Here is an 18,053-nt window from a genome sequence, read left to right as displayed (position 1 = left end):
CAATGAAGTCCCACCGCCTGACACTCATCGCCCTCGCGCTGACCCTCGCCGCCTGCTCGACAGCCAACGACGACGAGCTCAACGCCGACGGCAAGGTCGTGCTCACCGTCGCCATGGACGCGGGCCTGGAGGCCAAGGCGATCGAGGCGTTCAACGCCCGCGTCGCCCAGTTCGAGCAGGCCCACCCGGACGTCGACGTCAAGCCGCAGGAGTACACCTGGACCGCGGCGACGTTCACCGCCCAGCTCGCCGGTGGCACCGCGCCGGACGTGCTGACCGTGCCGTTCACCGACGGTCGCGGTCTCATCGAACGCCGGCAGATCGCTGACATCAGCACTCAGGTGTCGGGGCTGCCGTACGCGAAGTCGCTCAACCCGACCGTCGCGAAGGCGGGCCAGTCGTCGGACGGCAAGCAGTGGGCCGTGCCGATCGCGGCCTACGGCCAGGCGTTGCACTACAACCGCACGCTGTTCACCCAGGCCGGGCTCGACCCGGACAAGCCGCCCACGACCTGGGCCGAGGTGCGCGGCGCGGCCAAGCAGATCGCCGAACGCACCGGGCAGGCCGGCTACGCGCAGATGACCCAGGGCAACACCGGCGGGTGGATCCTGACGACGCTGGACTACGCGTTCGGCGGCCGCACCGAGAAGATCAGCGGTGACAACGCCGAATCCACAGTGGACACGCCGGAGATGGCCGAGGTGCTCCAGACGTTGCGCGCCATGCGGTGGGACGACAACTCGATGGGCGCGAACTTCCTCTACGACTGGGCCGGCATCAACCAGGACTTCGCGGCGGGCCGCATCGGCATGTACGTGTCGGGTGGCGGCAACTACGGCAACCTGGTGACTCAGAACGGGCTCAAGCCCGCCGACTACGGCGTGGCCGCGCTCCCACTCGCCGACAAGCCCGACGCCGGGGTGCTCGGTGGCGGCACGCTCGCCGTCGTCAGCTCGAACGCGGGCGAGAAGGCCAAGGACGCCGCCGTCAAGTGGATCGACTTCTACTACATGGGCAAGCTGACCAACCAAGACGCGGCGGTGGCCGACGCCAAGACGCTCGCCGACACCAAGCAACCCGTCGGTGCGCCCGCGCTGCCGGTGGTGGACCGCGCGACCTACGACAAGCAGCAGGAGTGGGTCAAGCAGTACGTCAACGTGCCGTTGCAGCAGATGAAGCCGTACACGGACGCGATGTTCGACCAGCCGCTCGTCACCGAGCCGACCAAGTCGACCCAGGAGGTCTACAAGATCCTGGACACGACCGTGCAGAAGCTGCTGACCGAGTCCGGTGCCGACATCGCCGCGCTGCTGAAGGCGGCCGACGCCGACGCGCAGGCCACGATCGGCCGGGGATGATCAGGTGGTCACGTGGGTCCGTCGTGGTGGGCTGACCACACTGCTGTTCCTGCTGCCGTTGCTGCTGGTGTTCGGGGTGTTCTCGTGGGCGCCGATCGTGCAGTCGGTGGTGATGAGCTTCCAGCGGACGAACCTGGTCGGGCCGGTCGAGTTCGTCGGCCTGGACAACTTCACGCAGGTGCTGAGCGACCCTCTCCTGTGGACCGCGATCACCAACACGGCGTGGTTCGCGGTGCTGGCACTGCTGTTCGGCTACCCGATCCCGCTGGTGGCCGCCGTGCTGATCAGCGAGGTGCGGGCGCGGCGCGGGTTGTTCAGCGCGTTGGCCTACCTGCCCGTCGTGGTGCCGCCGGTGGTCGCTGTGTTGCTGTGGAAGTTCTTCTACGACGCGAGCCCGTCCGGGGTGTTCAACACCGTGCTCGGGTGGGTCGGGCTCGGGCCGTGGCAGTGGTTGCAGAACCCCGGCAGCGTCATGCCCGCGCTGGTGCTGGAGGCGACGTGGGCGGCGGCCGGCGGCACGGTGATCATCTACCTCGCCGCGCTCGCCGGGGTGCCCGCCGACCAGTACGAGGCCGCCGAGATCGACGGGGCCGGGATCTGGCGCAAGATCTGGCACGTGACGCTGCCGCGGTTGCGGGGCGTGCTGCTGGTGACGTTCATCCTGCAGATCATCGGGACCGCGCAGGTGTTCCTCGAACCGTTCCTGTTCACCGGCGGTGGTCCGGCCAACTCGACGATGACGGTGCTGTTGCTGATCTACGACTACGCCTTCGCCAGCAGCCTCGGCGGTGACTACGGCGCCGCGACGGCGCTGAGCATCATGCTCGCCGCCGTGCTGGCCGTGCTCTCGGCGCTCTACCTGCGGATCACCCGGTCCTGGAGCGCGTCGTGAAACGCGGGCTGATCTCCCCGTCGGAACGGGCGACGCCGTCGATCCGGATCGCGTTGCGGGTCGTGCAGTCGGTGCTGCTCGGGGCGTTGCTGCTGACCGGTCTCGGGCCGATGCTGTGGCTCGCCAAGGCCGCGCTCACGCCGACGCAGGACACGTTGCGCACGCCGCTGGCGCTGTTCCCGACCGGCTTCGACCTGGCGAACCTCGCCACGGCGTGGACACGGGTGGAGATCGACAAGTACTTCCTCAACACCGTGGTGATCGCCGCCGGGTCGTGGCTCGTGCAGCTCGTCGTCGCCACCACGGCCGGGTACGCCCTCGCGGTGCTGCGGCCCCGCTACGGGCCGTTGATCACGGCGGTCGTGCTGGGCACGTTGTTCGTCCCGGCGATCGTGTTGCTGGTGCCGCTGTACCTGACGGTCGTGCGCACCGGGATGATCAACACGTTCTGGGCGGTGTGGCTGCCCGCCGGTGCCAGCGCGTTCAACGTCGTGCTGGTGCAACGGTTCTTCGCGAACCTGCCGCGCGAGGTGCTGGAGGCCGCGAGGGTCGACGGCGCCGGTCCCGTGCGGGTGTTCTGGTCGGTGGTGCTGCCGCTGTCACGCCCGATCCTTGGCGTGGTGTCGGTGTTCGCGGTGGTGGCCAGCTGGAAGGACTTCCTCTGGCCGTTGCTGGTGCTGCCCGACCCGGCGGTGCAGCCGCTGTCCGTGCGGCTGCCCGCGTTGCAGCGCTACGTCGAACTCGACGTGTTCCTCGCCGCGCTCGCCATCTCGTCGGTGATCCCGGTGGCGCTGTTCCTGGTGTTCCAACGGCTGTTCCTGCAGAGCGGCGCACTCGAAGGCGCCGTCAAGGGCTAAGCCCCCGTCCCCAGTCCCAGGAGAACAACAACGATGTTGTCGAAGATCCGCGCGGCCCTCGTGGCCGTCTTAGTAGCGGGCGGAATCGCCGTCACACCAACGGTGTCGGCCGCCCCCACCGTCTACCAGGCCGAATCCGGAGCGTTGTCCGGCGGCGCCCGTGCCGAGTCCGAACACGCCGGGTACACCGGTTCCGGGTACGTCGGCGGGTTCGTCGACTCGAACCGCAGCGCCGCCCTGACCGTCACCACCAGCGGTGCGACGGCGGGTTCGAACCAGCTGGTTCTCCGCTACGCCAACGGAACCGGCTCCGCGCGCACGCTCACGCTGACCGTCAACGGCTCCGCCCGCCAGCTGACCCTCCCGGCCACCGTCGGCTGGGCGTCGTGGGGGAGTGTGACCCAGAACGTCACCCTGAACGCCGGTGCGAACACCCTCGCGGTGTCGTACGGCACCAACGGCAACGTCAACATCGATTCGCTGGCGGTCGAACCCGTCGCCCTGACCGCAGGGGAAGCCGAGTCCGCCGTGCTCTCCGGCGGCGCGCGGGTGGAGTCCGAGCACGCCGGGTACACCGGCTCGGGTTACGTCGGCGGGTTCGTGGACGCCAACCGAGGCGCTGCGGCGGCGTTCTCCGTCACGGGCACCGCCGGACGGTCGAACCTGACCCTGCGCTACGCCAACGGAACCGGCTCGACCCGCACGATGACCGCGACGGTCAACGGTGCCGCGCAACAGATCTCGCTGCCCGCGACGGCTTCGTGGGCGGAGTGGTCCACCGCGAGCGTCTCGGTGAACTCCGTCGTGGGTGCCAACACCGTCGTGGTGTCGTTCGGCAGCAACGACAACGGCAACATCAACCTCGACAACATCGCCCTCACCCCGGAGACCACCACCCCCGAGGGCACGATCGAACTCGAAACCGGCTTCCTCGGCGGCGGCGCTGTCACGACCGCCACGGCAGGCGCCACCGGCTCCGGCGCGGTGTCGCTCCCGGCCACCTCGGCCCGCGTGATCAGGACGATCAACCAGACCGCGGCCGGCGCCGCGACGATCACCTTGCGCTACACCGCATCGGCGTCCGGCACCGTCACCCCGTACGTCAACGGCGTGCAGGGCGCCCAACTCTCGCTGACCGGCGGCAGCGGCTGGCGCACCGTCACGCACACCGCGGTGCTCAGGGCAGGCGTGAACATCCTCGGCTACCAGAACGCGACGGGTGCCGTGCTCGACAACGTCGCCGTGACGGGCTCGGCCGCGCTCGACGCCCGAGGCGCCACCGTCCCGTTCACCACCTACGAAGCCGAGTCCGGCACCACCACCGGCACCAAGATCACCCCGACCCGCACCTACACCACCGAGGCGGCCGAAGCCTCGGGTCGCAGCGCCGTCAAGCTCACCGGCACCGGCCAGCACGTCCAGATCACCCTGACCAAGCCCGCCAACGCGTTGACCGTCCGCGCGAGCATCCCCGACGGCACCACCGCACCGCTGGCCGTGCACGCGGGCGGCACCAAGGTCGCCGACCTGACGCTGACCTCGAAGTACAGCTGGATGTACGGCGGCTACCCGTTCGCCGAATCGCCCGGCGGCGCCCGTCCGCACCGCTACTTCGACGACGCCCGCGTCCTGCTCCCGCAGACCTACCCGGCGGGCACGGTGATCCGCCTGATCAAGGAAACCACCGCCAGCGCCTACATCACCGTGGACCTGGTGGACGCCGAGATCGCCGCCGCGACCACCGCACCGGCGGGCTACGTGGACGTCCGCACCCACGGCGCCAACCCCGGTGACGGTACCGACGACAGCGCGGGCCTCCGTGCGGCGATCACCGCGGCACAGGGGACTACGGCAAAGGGCGTGTGGCTGCCCGCAGGTTCCTACAACCTCAACAGCATCGTGAACGTCAGCGGCGTCGACGTCCGTGGCGCGGGCATCTGGCACACCGTCCTCACCGGTGCGAACCGGCGCGGCGGTTTCGCGATCACCGGCGCCGCCACCATCGCCGACCTCACCTTCGACGGCGACGTCACCACCCGCGACCCCGACGACGCGCCGAACTCCGACTCGTTCGTCGAGGTGGAGAACGGGTCCGGCGCCACGGTCTTCAACGTGGCCACCAACCACGCCAAGACCGGTCTCTGGCTCAAGCAGGCCGACGGCTTCTACGCGGCGGCGTTGCGCGTGCGCAACACCCTGGCCGACGGCCTCAACATCAACGGCAACAACGGCCCCACCACCAACGTCCGCGTGGAGCAGAGCACGTTCCGCAACACCGGCGACGACGGCATGGCCATGTGGTCGTGGAACCCGAACAACGCCGTCAGCCGCAGCGTGTTCGCGTTCAACACGATCGCGCTGCCGATCCTCGCGAACGGCGCCGCGATCTACGGCGGCACCGACAACCGCATCGAGGACTCGCTCATCTCCGACACGGTCTTCAACGGCTCCGGTGTCATGGTGTCGAGCTGGCACGACGCCAAGCCGTTCGGCGGCACGACGGCCGTGCAGCGCACCACGTTGACGCGGGCCGGCACCCGCAACTGGGACTGGAACACGCACACCGGCGCGGTCTGGGTGTTCGCGGAGAAGTCCGACATCACCGGAGCGCTGGTGCTGAAGGACCTCGACATCGTCGACGCGAGCTACCACGGCATCTTGTTCAGCTGGAACAAGGCGATCACCAACCTGACCGTCGCCGACGTGCGGATCAGCGGGACGGGCGGGGCGACCGACGCGTTCACCGACGACAAGGGCGTGGCGGTGTCGAACGCCGGATCGCACGGGATGCACTTCAACCTGGTGTCCGGGACCGGGCGGTTCGACCGGGTGACGGTCAGCGGTGTCAAGGGAAGCGGTAGTCAGGGCATGGCGAACGACGAGAACCGCTACACGATCCAGCGGGGGACTGGAAACTCCGGCTGGTGAGGTGACAGGGGCCGCGTTCCGCTTCGCGGAGCGGAACGCGGCCCTGGGCACCGAAGTGCCCCGGCTTCACTTGATCCGCATGCTCCTGAGCGAGCTGCGGTCGACCATGCCCCGGTCGGGATGGATCTCCACCGGCTCGAACAGCGGGTCGAACTTGCGCTTGACGTCACGCGCCCATTCGTCCGTGATGCCCTTGTCACCGGTCTTCACGTCGTAGACGGTGACGACCTCGTGCCCGTACTGCGGCAACGAGTTCGCGCCGCCGTTCCACTTGGGATTGGGGATCTCCCGTTCGAGGATGAGGTCCGGGCGCTTCGACCGGTCCGTGCTCCACGGCACCTCGGCCTCGGGGTTCATGAACGCGACCTGCGTGCGCATCCGCCAGCCGCTGTCGGGGTCGATCAGGCTGTTGTGGTTGTCGGTGACCCACTGCCCGACGCGTTTGTCGGTCTCGGTGCCGATGACCCGCTCGGTGGTCCAGTCAGCGGGGTAGTTCTTGCGCACGTTCGCCAGGTCGTGGGCCACCTCGTCGCGCATACCGTTGGTGAGGTCGATGAGCGTCTCTTCGAGCTGGTGATGGATTTCCTCGGCCGCTTCCTGGATCTCCTCGCGGTCCTTCGGCTTGGAGCGGTCCAGGCCGGGCTTGTTCTTCGGCGTGGGCCGCAGCTTGCTCAGGTCGAACGGGTCGGTCTTGCGACCGGTGACCTTCTGCGCGGAGCCCGGCGAGCCGACCGGGCGTCCGATGGAGCCGGGCCGCTGCGTGCCGGGCCTGCCACCGGGGGTCTTCCCCTTCTGGACGTTCGGGCGCCAGGTGTTGCGCCATCCACCGGCGGCGGCCACCTGGACGTTCCTGGCGTCGCCGGTACCGCCCGTGCCACCGTCGAACGAGGCCTTGATCAGGAGGGGATCGCCGACGGACACGCCACCGGCGGCGTGCGTGAAGTCGGAAGAGCCTTGTGTTGGCAGCACGAAAGCTTCGCGCAGCCCGGCCAGCACCTCGGCGGCCTGGCCCACGCCGGACGCTCCGGCGAGCTGTCCGGCGGTCTGGCGCAGCATCTGCTCCAGGTCGGCCACGGGACGGGCGTAGGACGCGACGAGCGACGCGGCCTCGGCGCGGATGGCGACGGAGTTGCCGCCCTGCACGGACATGGCCATCTGCACGTAGGAGATGAGCTGGGTGACGCAGTGGTCGAGCAACGCGTCGGCCTGCGCCCGCGCGGAACCGACGGCCGTCCCCAGCAACTTCGCCGCCGCACCACCGGCGGCCAGCAGCCGTGAGACACCGGCCAGCGCCTCGCTGACCGCCTTGGCCCGCTCGCGGTAGCGGTCACCGGCGTCACCGGTCCACTCGGCCTCACCCGCCGTCGCCGTGCGCACGAACTCGCGGCCGACCTCCTCGACGGCGGTACCGGCACGTTGCACGGCCTCGGTGAACGCGGCGACCGACCCGTCGACCACCATCCGGTCGACGGCTTGCTGGATCGGCTCGATCAACGACACCAGGTCGCCGAGTCCCGCAGTGGCGAGCCGTTGCGCCGGACGCGTCCCACCCTGAGGCACCGCACCGCTTCTCAACCCCGGCGCGACCCATTCGCCGCCGGAGACGGTGGTCGCCAGCTGTTCGGCGGTGGTCATGCCGAGAGTCCGGGCTGTTCGGCTGGCTCTCCGACCGCACCGAACGACGTCACCGCGTTGGTCTCGCGGCGCTCGTACTCCTGCGCCGTCGCGCGCAGCCGGGAACCGGTCTCCGTCAACGCGTTCAGCGCGGCGACCACGGCGTCGAGCGCGTCGGCACCGAGCCGGTCCAGCGCCGGAACCGCTGCACCGGCGGCATCTCCGAACGCGGTGGGCGTCAGCGCGACCGATCCGGCCGTGTTCGCGGCCGCCTGCAACTCTGCTGCCAGCTCACCGACCCTGCGCGCCTGCTCCACGAGAACTGAGGCTGAAACGCTGTAGCCATCCCGCATTTCCGCTCCCGGTGTCACCCCACACCTGTCACGGTCAACAATGGCCCAGCCACAACCCGTGACGACACCGCTACCGCCGAAGTTGGGCCGTACAGCGCACAGCGGGTTCAGCCGCGTTCGAAGATCTCCGGCCCGTCCCAGTCGTCGCCGTCCTGGGAGGGACGGGCGGGTGGTGGCCCGGACGGTGCAGGTGGGGGCGCCTGGTGCGTTTCCCGGTGCCTGTCGCCGTGTCCGTCTCTGGGTGCGGGCGGCTGCGGAAAGCGCTCTCTCGTCTCGGCCAGGATGAGCTGGGCGGCGGGGTCGTGCGGGCCGATGGTCTCCGCCATCGCCTGCCCCATCAGCTCCGGAATCCGCGCCTGAGCCCGGCGCACGCAGTCCATCACCTGCGCCGCGATCACCGGCAGCGGTTCCCGGAAACGCCCCTCGCGCAACACGAGCCCGGTGAGCGCGCCGCTGGTGGACACGCTCACCTCGATCGTCCCGTCGCGAGAGACCTCCCGCACCGTCTGAGCGGACAACCGATCCCGCAACGCTCCGAGCCGGCGCGCGTTCTCCGCGACGTCCCGCTCCCACGTGGCCCCAGTCATGCGTCCGATCATTCTCCCGCCACGCCAACGACACCAGGCTCTGCCGGGCCGAAAGTCGTTGCACCCCAACGTAGGCCACCTGGCCGAGGGAACTCACCGGTGCAGTTTCTCGACCCAGTCGGCAGGAACGCGTCCGGCGGGACCAGGGGCGGGCTGGTCGATGGGATGGTGCGCGGGAGCCGCGAGCTCGGGGCCGCTGTCAAAACCCGTCTGCGTCTCGAAGTCCCAGAACCACTCCTCACCGGGTTCGAAGCTGCGCAGGATCTTGTGGCCGGTGGCCTGGAAGTGCGCCGTGGCGTGCTGGGACGGCGACGAGTCGCAGCAGCCGATGTGCCCGCACTGCGCACACCGTCGCAGGTGGAACCACCAGCCCTGGCTCGCCTCGCACTCGGCGCACCCCGTCCCGCTCGGCGCCGCCGCCGGGTCGACGCCCGCAGTTGTGTTCGACATGTCCGTGCTCCCGTCGAGGTCGAGGTCGATCGACTCCATCCTCGACGGGAGCGCCGGCCCGCAGCGCCCGTCATTTGACGGGCGTTCACGTCAGAACTCGTGCTCGCCGTCCGCGGCCACGAGTTCGTAGACGTTGCCGTCCGGCCCGCGGAAGTGCTGCCAGGTCGGACCGGGGACGCCCAGCAGTTCCACGCCCGCCGCCTCGAGTTCGGCGACGGCGGCCGGCAGGTCCCGCACCGCGAACCCGGCGACCGGGCCGGTCACGAAGTGCTCCTTGGTCCGGTAGTCCTCGGCGAACACCTCGACGTTGCGGCCGTCGGGCAGCCCGAACGCCCAGAACCCCTCCTCCCGGTGCACGAGCGGCAGCCCGAGCACCTCGCCGTAGAACTCCGCCAACGCGCTCGCGTGCCTGGTCTTCGTGCCCAGCCAACCCAATCCGGTGATCTCCACGACCGCGAGCCAACACCCTCCAGGTTGTTGGAGGTCAAGGGCCCGGCCACCGTTCCGGTCGGACCGGTTCGTGAACCGGTAACCGAGTCTGGACCGATCCGGTTGCTTCTTCAGCGTCGAAGACCTTGCTCATAAAGTGGGTGCGTGCTCATATTGTGAGCAACTCATCTCGACATCGTCGTCGTGCAAAGGAACCGCCTGATGTCTGACATCGGAGTGCTCGCGAACACCGCGGTGGCCATCCTGGCCATCGTCGTGCTGATCGTGCGTTTCCGCGTGAACCCCGTGATCTCGCTGGTGGTGGGGTCGCTCTACCTGGGGATCGTCACCAAGCTCGGCCTCGGCAAGACGATCGAGACGATCACCAAGGGCTTCGGCGAGATCATGGCCGAGGTCGGGTTGCTGATCGCCTTCGGCGTGCTGATGGGCTCGATCCTGCAGCAGATGGGCGCGATCGAACGCCTGGTGCACCAGCTGCTGAAGCTGTTCGGGCCGAAGCGGATGCCGTACTCGATGGCGCTGACCATCGGCACGCTGCTGCAGTCGATCTACCTGGACGTGCTGCTGGTCATCTCGGCGCCGCTCGCGCGGACGGCGGCCAAGCGCATCGGGCCGCTCGGCACGCCGCGGATGGCCGTCGCCATGGCGATCGGGCTGGAGTGCGGGATCGTGCTGATGGTCCCCGGGGTCGGCACGCTCGCGCTCGCCGCGCTGCTCAAGGTGCCGCTGGGCAAGATGCTGCTGTGGGGCCTGGTGCTCATCATCCCGACGATCATCATCTCCATCGCCGTCATGACGTTCCTGTTCCGCAAGGGGTTCTGGAACGCGGCGGTCGACGAGGCCGCGGTGGTCAGGGAGGTCGCGGAGTCCGGGGAGAGCGGCACGTCGTCCGTGGCGGTGAAGACCGGCGGTGGTGACTCCGCGGACGTGAGCGAGGCGCCCGAACAGGAACGGCTCACCCGGCCGTTGATCCTGCTCTTCACGCCGCTGCTGGCGTCGTTGCTGCTGATCGCGAGCGGTGCGATCGCCGAGGCCGCCGACTGGGAGAACGGCGTGCTGGCCTTCGTGTCCGACCCGGTGTTCGCGTTGCTGGTCGGCCTGGTCGGGACGTGCGTGGTCGGCCGGTACGTCGTGGGGCAGCCGAACGTCGAGAAGGCCATCGCCCGCGGGTTCCACGAGAGCGGCCAGATCCTGATCCTCACCGCGGTCGGCGGGTCGCTCGCGGCGGTCGTCGCGGCGGGCGGGCTCGGCGACATCCTGCGCGGCTACTTCGGCGCCCACACGTTCGCGCCGATCCTGCTGGTGTGGGTGATCGCGGCGGTGCTGCACGTCGCGGTCGGCTCGGTCACCATCTCGGCCATCACCGCCGCGGGCATCCTCGCGCCGATCGCCCCCGCGCTCGGGCTCGATCCCGTGCTGATCGCGCTCGCGGCCGGTACCGGGTCGCTGTTCGCCGTGCACGTCACCAGCAACACGTTCTGGCTGTTGCAGTCGCTGCTCGGGCAGACGACCCGCGGCACGTTGAAGACCTGCACCACCGGTGTGTCGGTCGCGTCCGTGGTCGCGCTCTGCCTGCTGCTGCCGATCAGCCTGATCTTCTGACGGGAAAAGGAAAAGATGAAGGCACCACTCGCCGGCATCCGGGTCCTGGAGCTGGGCAACTACATCGCGGCACCGACGGCAGGAAGGCTGCTCGCCGACTTCGGCGCGGAGGTGATCAAGGTCGAACGGCCGCGCACGGGCGACGAGCTGCGCAACTGGCGGCTGTACGCGGGCACGACCTCGATGCTCTTCCGGACCATCAACCGCAACAAGAAGTCCGTCGTGCTCGACCTGCGCACACCGCTCGGCCGGCGCACGGTCCTCGACCTCGCCGCGCGGTGCGACGTGGTGCTGGAGAACTTCCGCCCTGGGACGCTGGAGAAGTGGGACCTGGGGCCGGAGGTGCTCAACGAGGCCAACCCGAACCTGGTGCTCACCCGGATCTCGGCGTTCGGCCAGACCGGCCCGATGTCGCGACGGCCGGGGTTCGCCGCGGTGGCCGAGGCGCACGGCGGGTTCCGCGACCTGGTCGGACATCCGGACCGGGCACCGGCGCGCGTCGGAGTGTCCATCGGGGACTCGATCGCGGGCCTCTACGCGGCGTTCGGCTCGATCATGGCTTTGTACCAGCGAAAATCGGAGACGGTGCCGCTGGCGGACCGGATCATCGACGTCGCGCTCAACGAGTCGATGCTCTCGATGATGGAGTCGCTCATCCCGGACTACGAGGCGTACGGGGTGCTCCGGGAACGCGTCGGCGGCCGGATGGAGGGCATCGCGCCGACCAACGCCTACCTGTGCGCGGACGGCGCCAGCATCGTCATCGCGGGCAACGGCGACCGCATCTTCGAGCGGTTCATGAACGTCATCGGGCGCGCCGATCTGCTGACGGACCCCGGCCTGCGCACCAACGCCGGACGGTGGAACCGGCGCGACGAACTCGACGAGGCGATCGGCCGGTGGACCGCCGGGCTGCCGTCGGTCGAGGCGCTTCAGGCGCTGGAGGACGCGGGCGTGCCGTCCGGCCCGATCTACACCGCCGAGGACATCACGCGCGACGAGCAGTACGCGGCGCGCGGCATGATCCAGCACTTCGACGTGTCCAACGGCGAGGAAGTCCTGCCACAGGTGGGTTTTCCCGGGATCGTGCCGGTGATCGGCGGGCGGTCGCTGCCCATCCGCAGCCTCGGGCCCGACCTCGGCGAGCACACCAAGTCCGTGCTGCAGGACCTGCTCGGCCTCGACGACGAGCAGATCACCGCGATCGGGGAAGAGGTGCCGGCATGACCAGGCTTCGCGACGTGACCCTGCGCGACGGGCTCCAGCTGACCGGAAAACCGTTGTCCACCGCGCAAAAGCTCGACACCGTGCGCACGTTGCGGGAGCTGGGCGTCCCGCTGCTCGAGATCGGGTCGATGGCCCGGCCGGACCTCGTGCCGTCGATGGCCAACACCGTCGAGGTGATCTCCGAACTCACCGCGGAGGAGCTCGCGGACTGCTGGGTGTGGGTTGCGACGCCGAGGCACGTCGAACGGGCGGCGGAGGCGGGCGCCCGCAACTTCCAGTACTGCCTGTCGGCGTCGGACTCCCACAACCAGGCCAACATCGGCCGCACGACCGACGCCAGCCTGGAGGCCCTGCCCAAGGCCGCCGAACTCGCCGCGGCCGTCGGCGGCACCGTCCAGCTGTGCGTCGCGACGGCGTTCACCTGCCCGTTCGAAGGCGCGATCAGCCCGAACCGCGTGCTCTCGATCGTGCGCGACGAACGGGCCGTGCTCGCCAGCGAGGTGGTGCTGTGCGACACGCTCGGGCAGGCGGTCCCGCAGGAGGTGCACGACCTGGTGAGCCGCACGAAGTCCCTGGACCGCAGGGAGATCACGTATCACGGGCACGACACGTGGGGACTCGGCGTGGCGAACTCGCTGGCCGCCGTCGCCGCCGGAGCGACCACTGTGGACGGTGCGCTGGGCGGGCTCGGCGGCTGCCCGTTCGCGCCCGGCGCCGCCGGCAACACCGCCACCGAGGACCTGCTGTTCGCACTGCGGCCGGACTGGCTCGACCCGGAGAAGTTCGGTGCGGTGGTGCGGCACTCCGCCCGGCTGCTCGACGACCTGGGCGAGCCGAACCGGTCGCGGTCGGCGGCGGGCGCGCTCGCCGGTACCACGGCTTTCGCCTGGGCGGTGACACCCAGTGAGCTACCCTGACGACATGGGAAACGGCGACTCGGGCACCAGCGGCCAGCCACTACTGGTACTGGGCAAGATCGTCGAGATCCTCGACGCGTTCTCGTTCGCCCGCCCGTCGATGACGCTCGGTGAGATCCGCGAGGCCACCGGGTTCCCCACCTCGACCGTGCAGCGCCTGGTCACGAACATGGCCGCGCTCGGCATCCTGGACCGCCACGGCGACCAGATCCGCATCGGCGTGAAGATGGCTTACTGGGCCGCGCCCGCGGTGAAGGGCATCGACGTCCTCGATCTGCTTCTCCCCGTGCTGCGCGAACTCCGCGACGTGACGGGGGAGACGACGTGCTTCTTCCGCGCCGAGCAGGAGTACCGCGTGTGCGTGGCGATGGCCGAGACCGACCACCCGCTGCGGCGCGAGATGCACGTCGGCAAGATCCTGCCGTTGCACGCGGGTGCCGCCGGGCGCGTCCTGCTGGCGTGGGACGAGAAGCTGACGCAGAGCGTGCTGTCCCACCCGCTGGGGCAGATCACCGGCAGCACGATCACCAGCGCCGACGAGCTGCGGCTCGCGGTGAAACAGACCCGCGCGGACGGCTACGCGATCTCGGTCGGTGAACGCGAGGAGAGCGCGTCCGGCCTCGCCGCCCCGGTGTTCAACGCGAGCGCGGACCTGGTGGGAGCGCTCACGATCAGCGGCCCCACGCTGCGCATCCCGCTGGAGCGGGCCACGGAGTGGATCGACCTGATCGTCGACGCCGCCGAACAGGCCACGCGGCTGCTGGGCGGCAGGCTGCCGTCCGCCGCGCCGACGATCTGACCGGCTCAGCCGTAGATCGTCAGCAGCACCAGCGTCTCGATCCCCGCCGGCACCAGCAACGCGATCAAGCCGGCGTTCCAGCGTTCCCGGAGCTCGCGCCGTTCGCGATCGCGTCGGCGACTCGCTGCACGTCCGCGGCGTCGTAGTCGTCCCAGGTGGTGGTGCCGTACGTGCCGGTGGACGGCGGGACCGCCGGGCTGCCGTTGTGCGATCAGGTCCGCAACCGGTACGGGGGCTGTCAGCGGTGGCCGAGCGCCCCGAGGACCGTCGAGACCTGCAGGGCGGTGCGTGCCGTGAGGTCGTCGCCGTCGCCCAGTTCGGGTGCGCCGACCGGCAGTTGGTGGACCTCGTCGAGGATCGCGAGGTAGACGCGCAGGCACCAGGTCGGGTTCGCGGCGGTGATCGCTCCGGCCTCGTGCAGCCGGACGAACAACGCCCTCGCGCGGTCCTGCACCTCGGCGCTCAGGAACGAGTGGCCGACGCCGCTGCCGTTCACGATCTCCACGGCCAGCCGGTGCCGGAACTTGATCTCGATGACCAGCTCCGTGATGCGGTGCAGGGCGACGAGCGGGGGAGAGGTCTCCGCCCTGGCCTCGTTCAACGCGTGCACGTACTGGTCGTTGAGCTGCGCGAACAACGCTTCCAGCAACGCCCTGCGCGAGGAGAACCGGCGGTGCACGGTCGCGCGGGCGAGCCCGGCCTCGTCGGCGATGCGTTCCAGCGACGCGGTCGGGTCATCCGCGAGAACGATCTTGGCGGCCTCCAGGATGCGCGTCACGTTGCGTTCGGCGTCCGCTCGGACCGGCTTGGGCGCGCTCATCTGACCTCCATGGTGGCTCAGCCTAACGACCAGGATAAATGCAACACCGAAGTCGCACTTGTTGACAGAAGTGAGACTGAGGTGTTGCATTTGTGGCATCGGTCGTTCGACAAGGAGTTGAGAGTCATGGATCTGAACCTCGCCGGGAAGCGCGTGCTCGTGACGGGCGCCAGCAAGGGCATCGGCCTCGCCATCGTGCGGGCCTTCCGGCAGGAGGGCGCGGACGTGGTCGCGGTCTCGCGCCGCACGACGCCCGAGCTGGAGGCCACCGGCGCCACCTTCGTCGCGGCCGACCTGTCCGATGTGGACGGACCACGCCGTGCGGTCGAGGCGGCGCTGGAGACCCTGGGGAGCCTGGACGTCCTCGTCAACAACGCCGGTGGCGGCGACGGCCTGCCGGACGGTTCGTTCGGTGACGTGCTCGACGGCGGCGACGAGATCTGGCAGGACGTGTTCGAGCTGAACCTGCACGCCACCGTCCGCGTCACCAGGACCGCGCTGCCGGCGCTGCTCGAGGCACGCGGGGCCGTCGTCAACATCAGTTCCGACAGCGGACGGCGGATCGGCGCTCCCGGCGCCACCCCGCTGCCCTACGCGGTGGCCAAGTCGGCGATCAACATGTTCACCCGCGCCCTCGCCGAACGCGTCGGCCCGGAAGGCGTGCGGGTCAACGCCGTGTCGCCGTCGCTCACCCGCACCCACACGATCGCGGGCGAGGGCGGCTACATCGCGCAGGTCGCCGGTGCGATCGGCGTCGAGCACGGCGACCTGCTGGCGGCGTTGCCGAAGGAACTCGGCATGCTGACCGGCCGGATGATCGAACCGGAGGAGATCGCCCGTGCCGTGCTGGTGCTCGCGTCGCCGACGATGCCGAGCGTCATCGGCTCGAACTGGGCGGTGGACGGCGGTTCCACCAAGGTCGCCTGACGCGCGGGTGCCGGGTGGGCGTCAGTCCGCCCACTCGGCGCGGATGTCCAGCGTCTCGGCGATCTCCCTGAGCAGCGGCAGCGGCACCGTCGAGTACTCCGGGAACCGGTGGTAGGGCTTGACCATCGGGCGGAAGCGGTCCGGCACCCCGCCGGACCGGGCGAGCGCCGCCAGTGCCGTGCCGATGCGCTGACCGGGCACCTGGAACGCCAGGTCGTGACCCTCTACTTCGGACACCACCGGCAGCCACTCGTCGAGGAACGCCTCGGCCTGCGCGCGGTAGCCGACCAGGGCGTCGGCGAACGTCGAGCACAGCAGGAGGGTTGCGGCGTTCTCCCGTCGGTCGCCGTAGAAATGACGCACGGTCAGGGTGATCTTCTCGGCCTTGCTGTCGGGTCGCGGCGGCGCGAACACCTCGCCGAGCGCGGCCCACGCGTCCACCTCGGCCAGCGCGGTGAGCGCGGTCTTCGCATCGCCCGACGCGAGCAGGCCGTCCTCCAGCACGAACCAGAGCAGGCCCGCCGACGTGCGCCGGGTGAGTTCGCCGGTCGCGGTGCCGAGCAACCGGTGTGCCGCGGGCACCGATCCCGGCACGTCGACCCACCGGTAGGTGATGTCCGCGCCGGTGATCGTTGCCGGCGCGGACCGCAGCGCCGTTTCCAGCGTGGTGCGCTGCGCCGCCGTCAGCTCCTCCGGCGCCAGCGGCCGGTAGACCTCGCCGCTGCGGCGGAACTGCCGCGTCATGCGTTCGAGCAGTCTGGTGTGCAGGGTCGGGGTGGCGTGCGAGGGCGTGGCGAGCAGGTCGTCGTCGGTCGTGCCGAACGTCCACGCGGCGGCGGCCAGTTCGGCGAGGTCGCCCGTCCACGCGTCGTAGACCCGGTACTCGCCCTGCGCGAGGTGGTGCAGCAACGCCAGCGCGTACTCGTCTGCGACACCGGAGTACACAATGGACGCCGCCGCCGCGCACCGCACGTACAGCGACGGGCTGGTCGTCATCAGATCCCGGGCCACCGCAACGTGATCCACCCGCACGTCGGTCTGCCGCGAAGCGCCCGCCGTGACTCCGTTGGCACGGGCGGCGGCGAAACCGTGCGCCAGGCACAGACCGGCGGACGCGTCCGGGGTGAGCGCGGGCAACGCGGGTTCCCGGCCCAGCAGGACCAGCAGCCGCAACGCCTCGTCGTCGCCGGTGCGCGTCCACATCGCCTCGACGTCCGGAGCGAACTCCGCCACCGCGCCCGCGTATCGGCTGGTGGCGTCGCGCAGGTCGTCCGGCCGCGTCACGAAGTGCGTCTCGCCGACCGCGATCCGGGCGAGGAACTGCACGGCCAGAGCGTTGTCGTGGCGGACCAGTTCGGCCAGGAACGGGATCGCGGCCTCGGACGCCGTGTAGACCGAACCCTGGTGCGTGGTCGCCGAGTACAGACCGTAGAGACCGAAGCCCCGGTCGCCGGCGTCGTCACTGGTGATCGCTTCGATGAACAGCGGCGTCTGGTCGGCCGTGTCGTACGCGTCTTCGAGGGAGGCCCAGTCGACGTCGGCCATCCCGGCAGGCGGCGTCGTCGCGCCGCGGAACGGCGGGCGTTCGTCGTCGTCCGGCTGCTCCTCGTCGAACTCCGGCGACTCGAAGGCGGGCAGGTCGGCGGCGTCGAAGGAGGTTCCGGGCACGGCCGCAGCATATGTGGTCGAATCCAGGCACCCCGATCCCCGGAGGGACGACCCGTGACCCACTCGTTCAGCACCCCGGTCGAACTCAACGGCAAGACCGCGACCGGGCTGCGCGTCCCGGCGGCCGTGGTCGAGGCGCTCGGCCAGGGCAAGAAGCCCAGGGTGCTGGTGACGATCGGCGCCCACACCTACCGCAGCACCGTCGCGGTCTACGACGGCGACTTCATGCTGCCGCTGAGTGCCGCGAACCGGGAGGCGGCGGGCGTCGCGGCCGGGGACACCGTCGAGGTGACTCTCGAACTCGACCTCGCGGAACGCACCGTGGAGTTGCCCGCCGACCTCGCGGAAGCACTCGACCGGCACCCGGAGGCCAAGGCCGCGTTCACCGCGCTGTCGTACAGCAACCAGCGGCAACGGGCCGAGGCGGTGGCGGCGGCGAAGCAGGCCGAGACCCGCGCCCGGCGCATCGAGAAGATCATCACAGAGCTGTCCTGACCCGAGCGCCACACCCGTACCGCTAGCCCGTGTCCCGAAAGTTCGTCCGGTGGCAGGCGCGGGCGAGAGACCCGCAGACGGCGCCGCCGCGTTGCCCTCATACCGGGCG

17 protein-coding genes are annotated in these 18,053 nt (G+C 70.0%); 10 read left to right on the top strand and 7 right to left on the bottom strand.

The genetic code is table 11. The features are described from left to right. The first annotated feature begins 2 nt into the window (after nucleotides 1-2). From JNUCC0626_RS11590 to JNUCC0626_RS11575, 4 genes are read left to right on the top strand one after another with little or no spacing between them, the layout of a single operon-like run. On the top strand, nucleotides 3-1,358 hold the full coding sequence (locus JNUCC0626_RS11590; RefSeq protein WP_394619709.1) for an ABC transporter substrate-binding protein: 1,356 nt from the start codon (nucleotides 3-5) through the stop codon (nucleotides 1,356-1,358). A 4-nt stretch (nucleotides 1,359-1,362) separates the two neighbouring features. Continuing rightward, on the top strand, nucleotides 1,363-2,250 hold the full coding sequence (locus JNUCC0626_RS11585) for a carbohydrate ABC transporter permease (RefSeq protein ID WP_394619708.1): 888 nt from the start codon (nucleotides 1,363-1,365) through the stop codon (nucleotides 2,248-2,250). After that, on the top strand, nucleotides 2,247-3,107 hold the full coding sequence (locus JNUCC0626_RS11580; RefSeq protein WP_394619707.1) for a carbohydrate ABC transporter permease: 861 nt from the start codon (nucleotides 2,247-2,249) through the stop codon (nucleotides 3,105-3,107). Before JNUCC0626_RS11585 ends, JNUCC0626_RS11580 begins: the two co-directional genes overlap by 4 nt. 33 nt (nucleotides 3,108-3,140) lie before the next feature. Continuing rightward, the gene (locus tag JNUCC0626_RS11575) at nucleotides 3,141-6,035 is read left to right on the top strand and encodes a carbohydrate-binding protein (RefSeq protein WP_394619706.1); all 2,895 of its coding nucleotides are present in this window, start codon (nucleotides 3,141-3,143) and stop codon (nucleotides 6,033-6,035) included. A gap of 66 nt (nucleotides 6,036-6,101) precedes the next feature. Here JNUCC0626_RS11575 and JNUCC0626_RS11570 read toward each other — a convergent pair whose 3' ends face one another. The 5 genes from JNUCC0626_RS11570 to JNUCC0626_RS11550 form a co-directional block, all read right to left on the bottom strand. Continuing rightward, nucleotides 6,102-7,670, bottom strand: a complete 1,569-nt coding sequence (locus JNUCC0626_RS11570) for a hypothetical protein (RefSeq protein WP_394619705.1) — start codon at nucleotides 7,668-7,670, stop codon at nucleotides 6,102-6,104. Further along, on the bottom strand, nucleotides 7,667-7,966 hold the full coding sequence (locus JNUCC0626_RS11565; RefSeq protein WP_394619704.1) for a hypothetical protein: 300 nt from the start codon (nucleotides 7,964-7,966) through the stop codon (nucleotides 7,667-7,669). The genes JNUCC0626_RS11570 and JNUCC0626_RS11565 overlap by 4 nt, the downstream gene beginning before the upstream one ends. Nucleotides 7,967-8,109: 143 nt before the next feature. Continuing rightward, nucleotides 8,110-8,589, bottom strand: coding sequence for a YbaB/EbfC family nucleoid-associated protein (locus JNUCC0626_RS11560; RefSeq protein ID WP_394619703.1), 480 nt, complete (start codon nucleotides 8,587-8,589; stop codon nucleotides 8,110-8,112). Between the two features lie 93 nt (nucleotides 8,590-8,682). Beyond that, entirely contained in the window at nucleotides 8,683-9,039 is a 357-nt protein-coding gene (locus JNUCC0626_RS11555; protein WP_394619702.1) for a UBP-type zinc finger domain-containing protein, read from the bottom strand. Nucleotides 9,040-9,129: 90 nt separating this feature from the next. Continuing rightward, entirely contained in the window at nucleotides 9,130-9,489 is a 360-nt protein-coding gene (locus tag JNUCC0626_RS11550) for a VOC family protein (RefSeq protein WP_394619701.1), read from the bottom strand. A 174-nt stretch (nucleotides 9,490-9,663) separates the two neighbouring features. Here JNUCC0626_RS11550 and JNUCC0626_RS11545 point away from each other — a divergent pair, with 174 nt between their 5' ends. The 4 genes from JNUCC0626_RS11545 to JNUCC0626_RS11530 are packed head-to-tail and all read left to right on the top strand — an operon-like array spanning nucleotide 9,664 to nucleotide 14,034. Then, nucleotides 9,664-11,091 carry a GntP family permease gene (locus tag JNUCC0626_RS11545; protein ID WP_394622017.1) on the top strand — a complete coding sequence of 476 codons (1,428 nt, stop codon included), beginning with the start codon at nucleotides 9,664-9,666 and terminating at the stop codon, nucleotides 11,089-11,091. A 15-nt stretch (nucleotides 11,092-11,106) separates the two neighbouring features. Further along, nucleotides 11,107-12,318 carry a CaiB/BaiF CoA transferase family protein gene (locus tag JNUCC0626_RS11540; protein ID WP_394619700.1) on the top strand — a complete coding sequence of 404 codons (1,212 nt, stop codon included), beginning with the start codon at nucleotides 11,107-11,109 and terminating at the stop codon, nucleotides 12,316-12,318. Then, entirely contained in the window at nucleotides 12,315-13,235 is a 921-nt protein-coding gene (locus tag JNUCC0626_RS11535) for a hydroxymethylglutaryl-CoA lyase (protein ID WP_394619699.1), read from the top strand. Before JNUCC0626_RS11540 ends, JNUCC0626_RS11535 begins: the two co-directional genes overlap by 4 nt. A gap of 4 nt (nucleotides 13,236-13,239) precedes the next feature. Further along, nucleotides 13,240-14,034 (top strand): IclR family transcriptional regulator, encoded by a 795-nt coding sequence (locus JNUCC0626_RS11530; RefSeq protein WP_394619698.1) that lies wholly within the window; start codon nucleotides 13,240-13,242, stop codon nucleotides 14,032-14,034. Between the two features lie 238 nt (nucleotides 14,035-14,272). Here JNUCC0626_RS11530 and JNUCC0626_RS11525 read toward each other — a convergent pair whose 3' ends face one another. Further along, nucleotides 14,273-14,854 (bottom strand): TetR/AcrR family transcriptional regulator, encoded by a 582-nt coding sequence (locus JNUCC0626_RS11525; protein ID WP_394619697.1) that lies wholly within the window; start codon nucleotides 14,852-14,854, stop codon nucleotides 14,273-14,275. 126 nt (nucleotides 14,855-14,980) lie between these two features. Between JNUCC0626_RS11525 and JNUCC0626_RS11520 the strand changes: the two genes are divergently transcribed. After that, a complete protein-coding gene (locus JNUCC0626_RS11520) occupies nucleotides 14,981-15,781 on the top strand; it encodes an SDR family NAD(P)-dependent oxidoreductase (RefSeq protein ID WP_394619696.1) in 801 nt (266 codons plus the stop codon). A gap of 21 nt (nucleotides 15,782-15,802) precedes the next feature. Here the strand turns inward: JNUCC0626_RS11520 and JNUCC0626_RS11515 are convergent, their stop codons facing one another. Further along, nucleotides 15,803-17,449 (bottom strand): hypothetical protein, encoded by a 1,647-nt coding sequence (locus JNUCC0626_RS11515; RefSeq protein ID WP_394619695.1) that lies wholly within the window; start codon nucleotides 17,447-17,449, stop codon nucleotides 15,803-15,805. Nucleotides 17,450-17,503: 54 nt separating this feature from the next. Between JNUCC0626_RS11515 and JNUCC0626_RS11510 the strand changes: the two genes are divergently transcribed. Further along, entirely contained in the window at nucleotides 17,504-17,944 is a 441-nt protein-coding gene (locus JNUCC0626_RS11510; protein ID WP_394619694.1) for a YdeI/OmpD-associated family protein, read from the top strand. The last annotated feature ends 109 nt before the right edge of the window (nucleotides 17,945-18,053 follow it).

It is taken from the genome of Lentzea sp. JNUCC 0626 (assembly GCF_043632865.1).
In the GTDB taxonomy this organism is placed as follows: domain Bacteria; phylum Actinomycetota; class Actinomycetes; order Mycobacteriales; family Pseudonocardiaceae; genus Lentzea.
This window is presented reverse-complemented; position numbering and strand designations above follow the sequence as displayed.

Bases quoted from the DNA above. Each gene is read 5' to 3' on its own strand.
- JNUCC0626_RS11590 (WP_394619709.1), top strand. From the start codon at position 3: ATGAAGTCCCACCGCCTGACACTCATCGCCCTCGCGCTGACCCTCGCC.
- JNUCC0626_RS11575 (WP_394619706.1), top strand. From the start codon at position 3,141: ATGTTGTCGAAGATCCGCGCGGCCCTCGTGGCCGTCTTAGTAGCGGGC.
- JNUCC0626_RS11570 (WP_394619705.1), bottom strand. From the start codon at position 7,670: ATGACCACCGCCGAACAGCTGGCGACCACCGTCTCCGGCGGCGAATGG.
- JNUCC0626_RS11560 (WP_394619703.1), bottom strand. From the start codon at position 8,589: ATGACTGGGGCCACGTGGGAGCGGGACGTCGCGGAGAACGCGCGCCGG.
- JNUCC0626_RS11555 (WP_394619702.1), bottom strand. From the start codon at position 9,039: ATGTCGAACACAACTGCGGGCGTCGACCCGGCGGCGGCGCCGAGCGGG.
- JNUCC0626_RS11540 (WP_394619700.1), top strand. From the start codon at position 11,107: ATGAAGGCACCACTCGCCGGCATCCGGGTCCTGGAGCTGGGCAACTAC.
- JNUCC0626_RS11535 (WP_394619699.1), top strand. From the start codon at position 12,315: ATGACCAGGCTTCGCGACGTGACCCTGCGCGACGGGCTCCAGCTGACC.
- JNUCC0626_RS11530 (WP_394619698.1), top strand. From the start codon at position 13,240: ATGGGAAACGGCGACTCGGGCACCAGCGGCCAGCCACTACTGGTACTG.
- JNUCC0626_RS11525 (WP_394619697.1), bottom strand. From the start codon at position 14,854: ATGAGCGCGCCCAAGCCGGTCCGAGCGGACGCCGAACGCAACGTGACG.
- JNUCC0626_RS11520 (WP_394619696.1), top strand. From the start codon at position 14,981: ATGGATCTGAACCTCGCCGGGAAGCGCGTGCTCGTGACGGGCGCCAGC.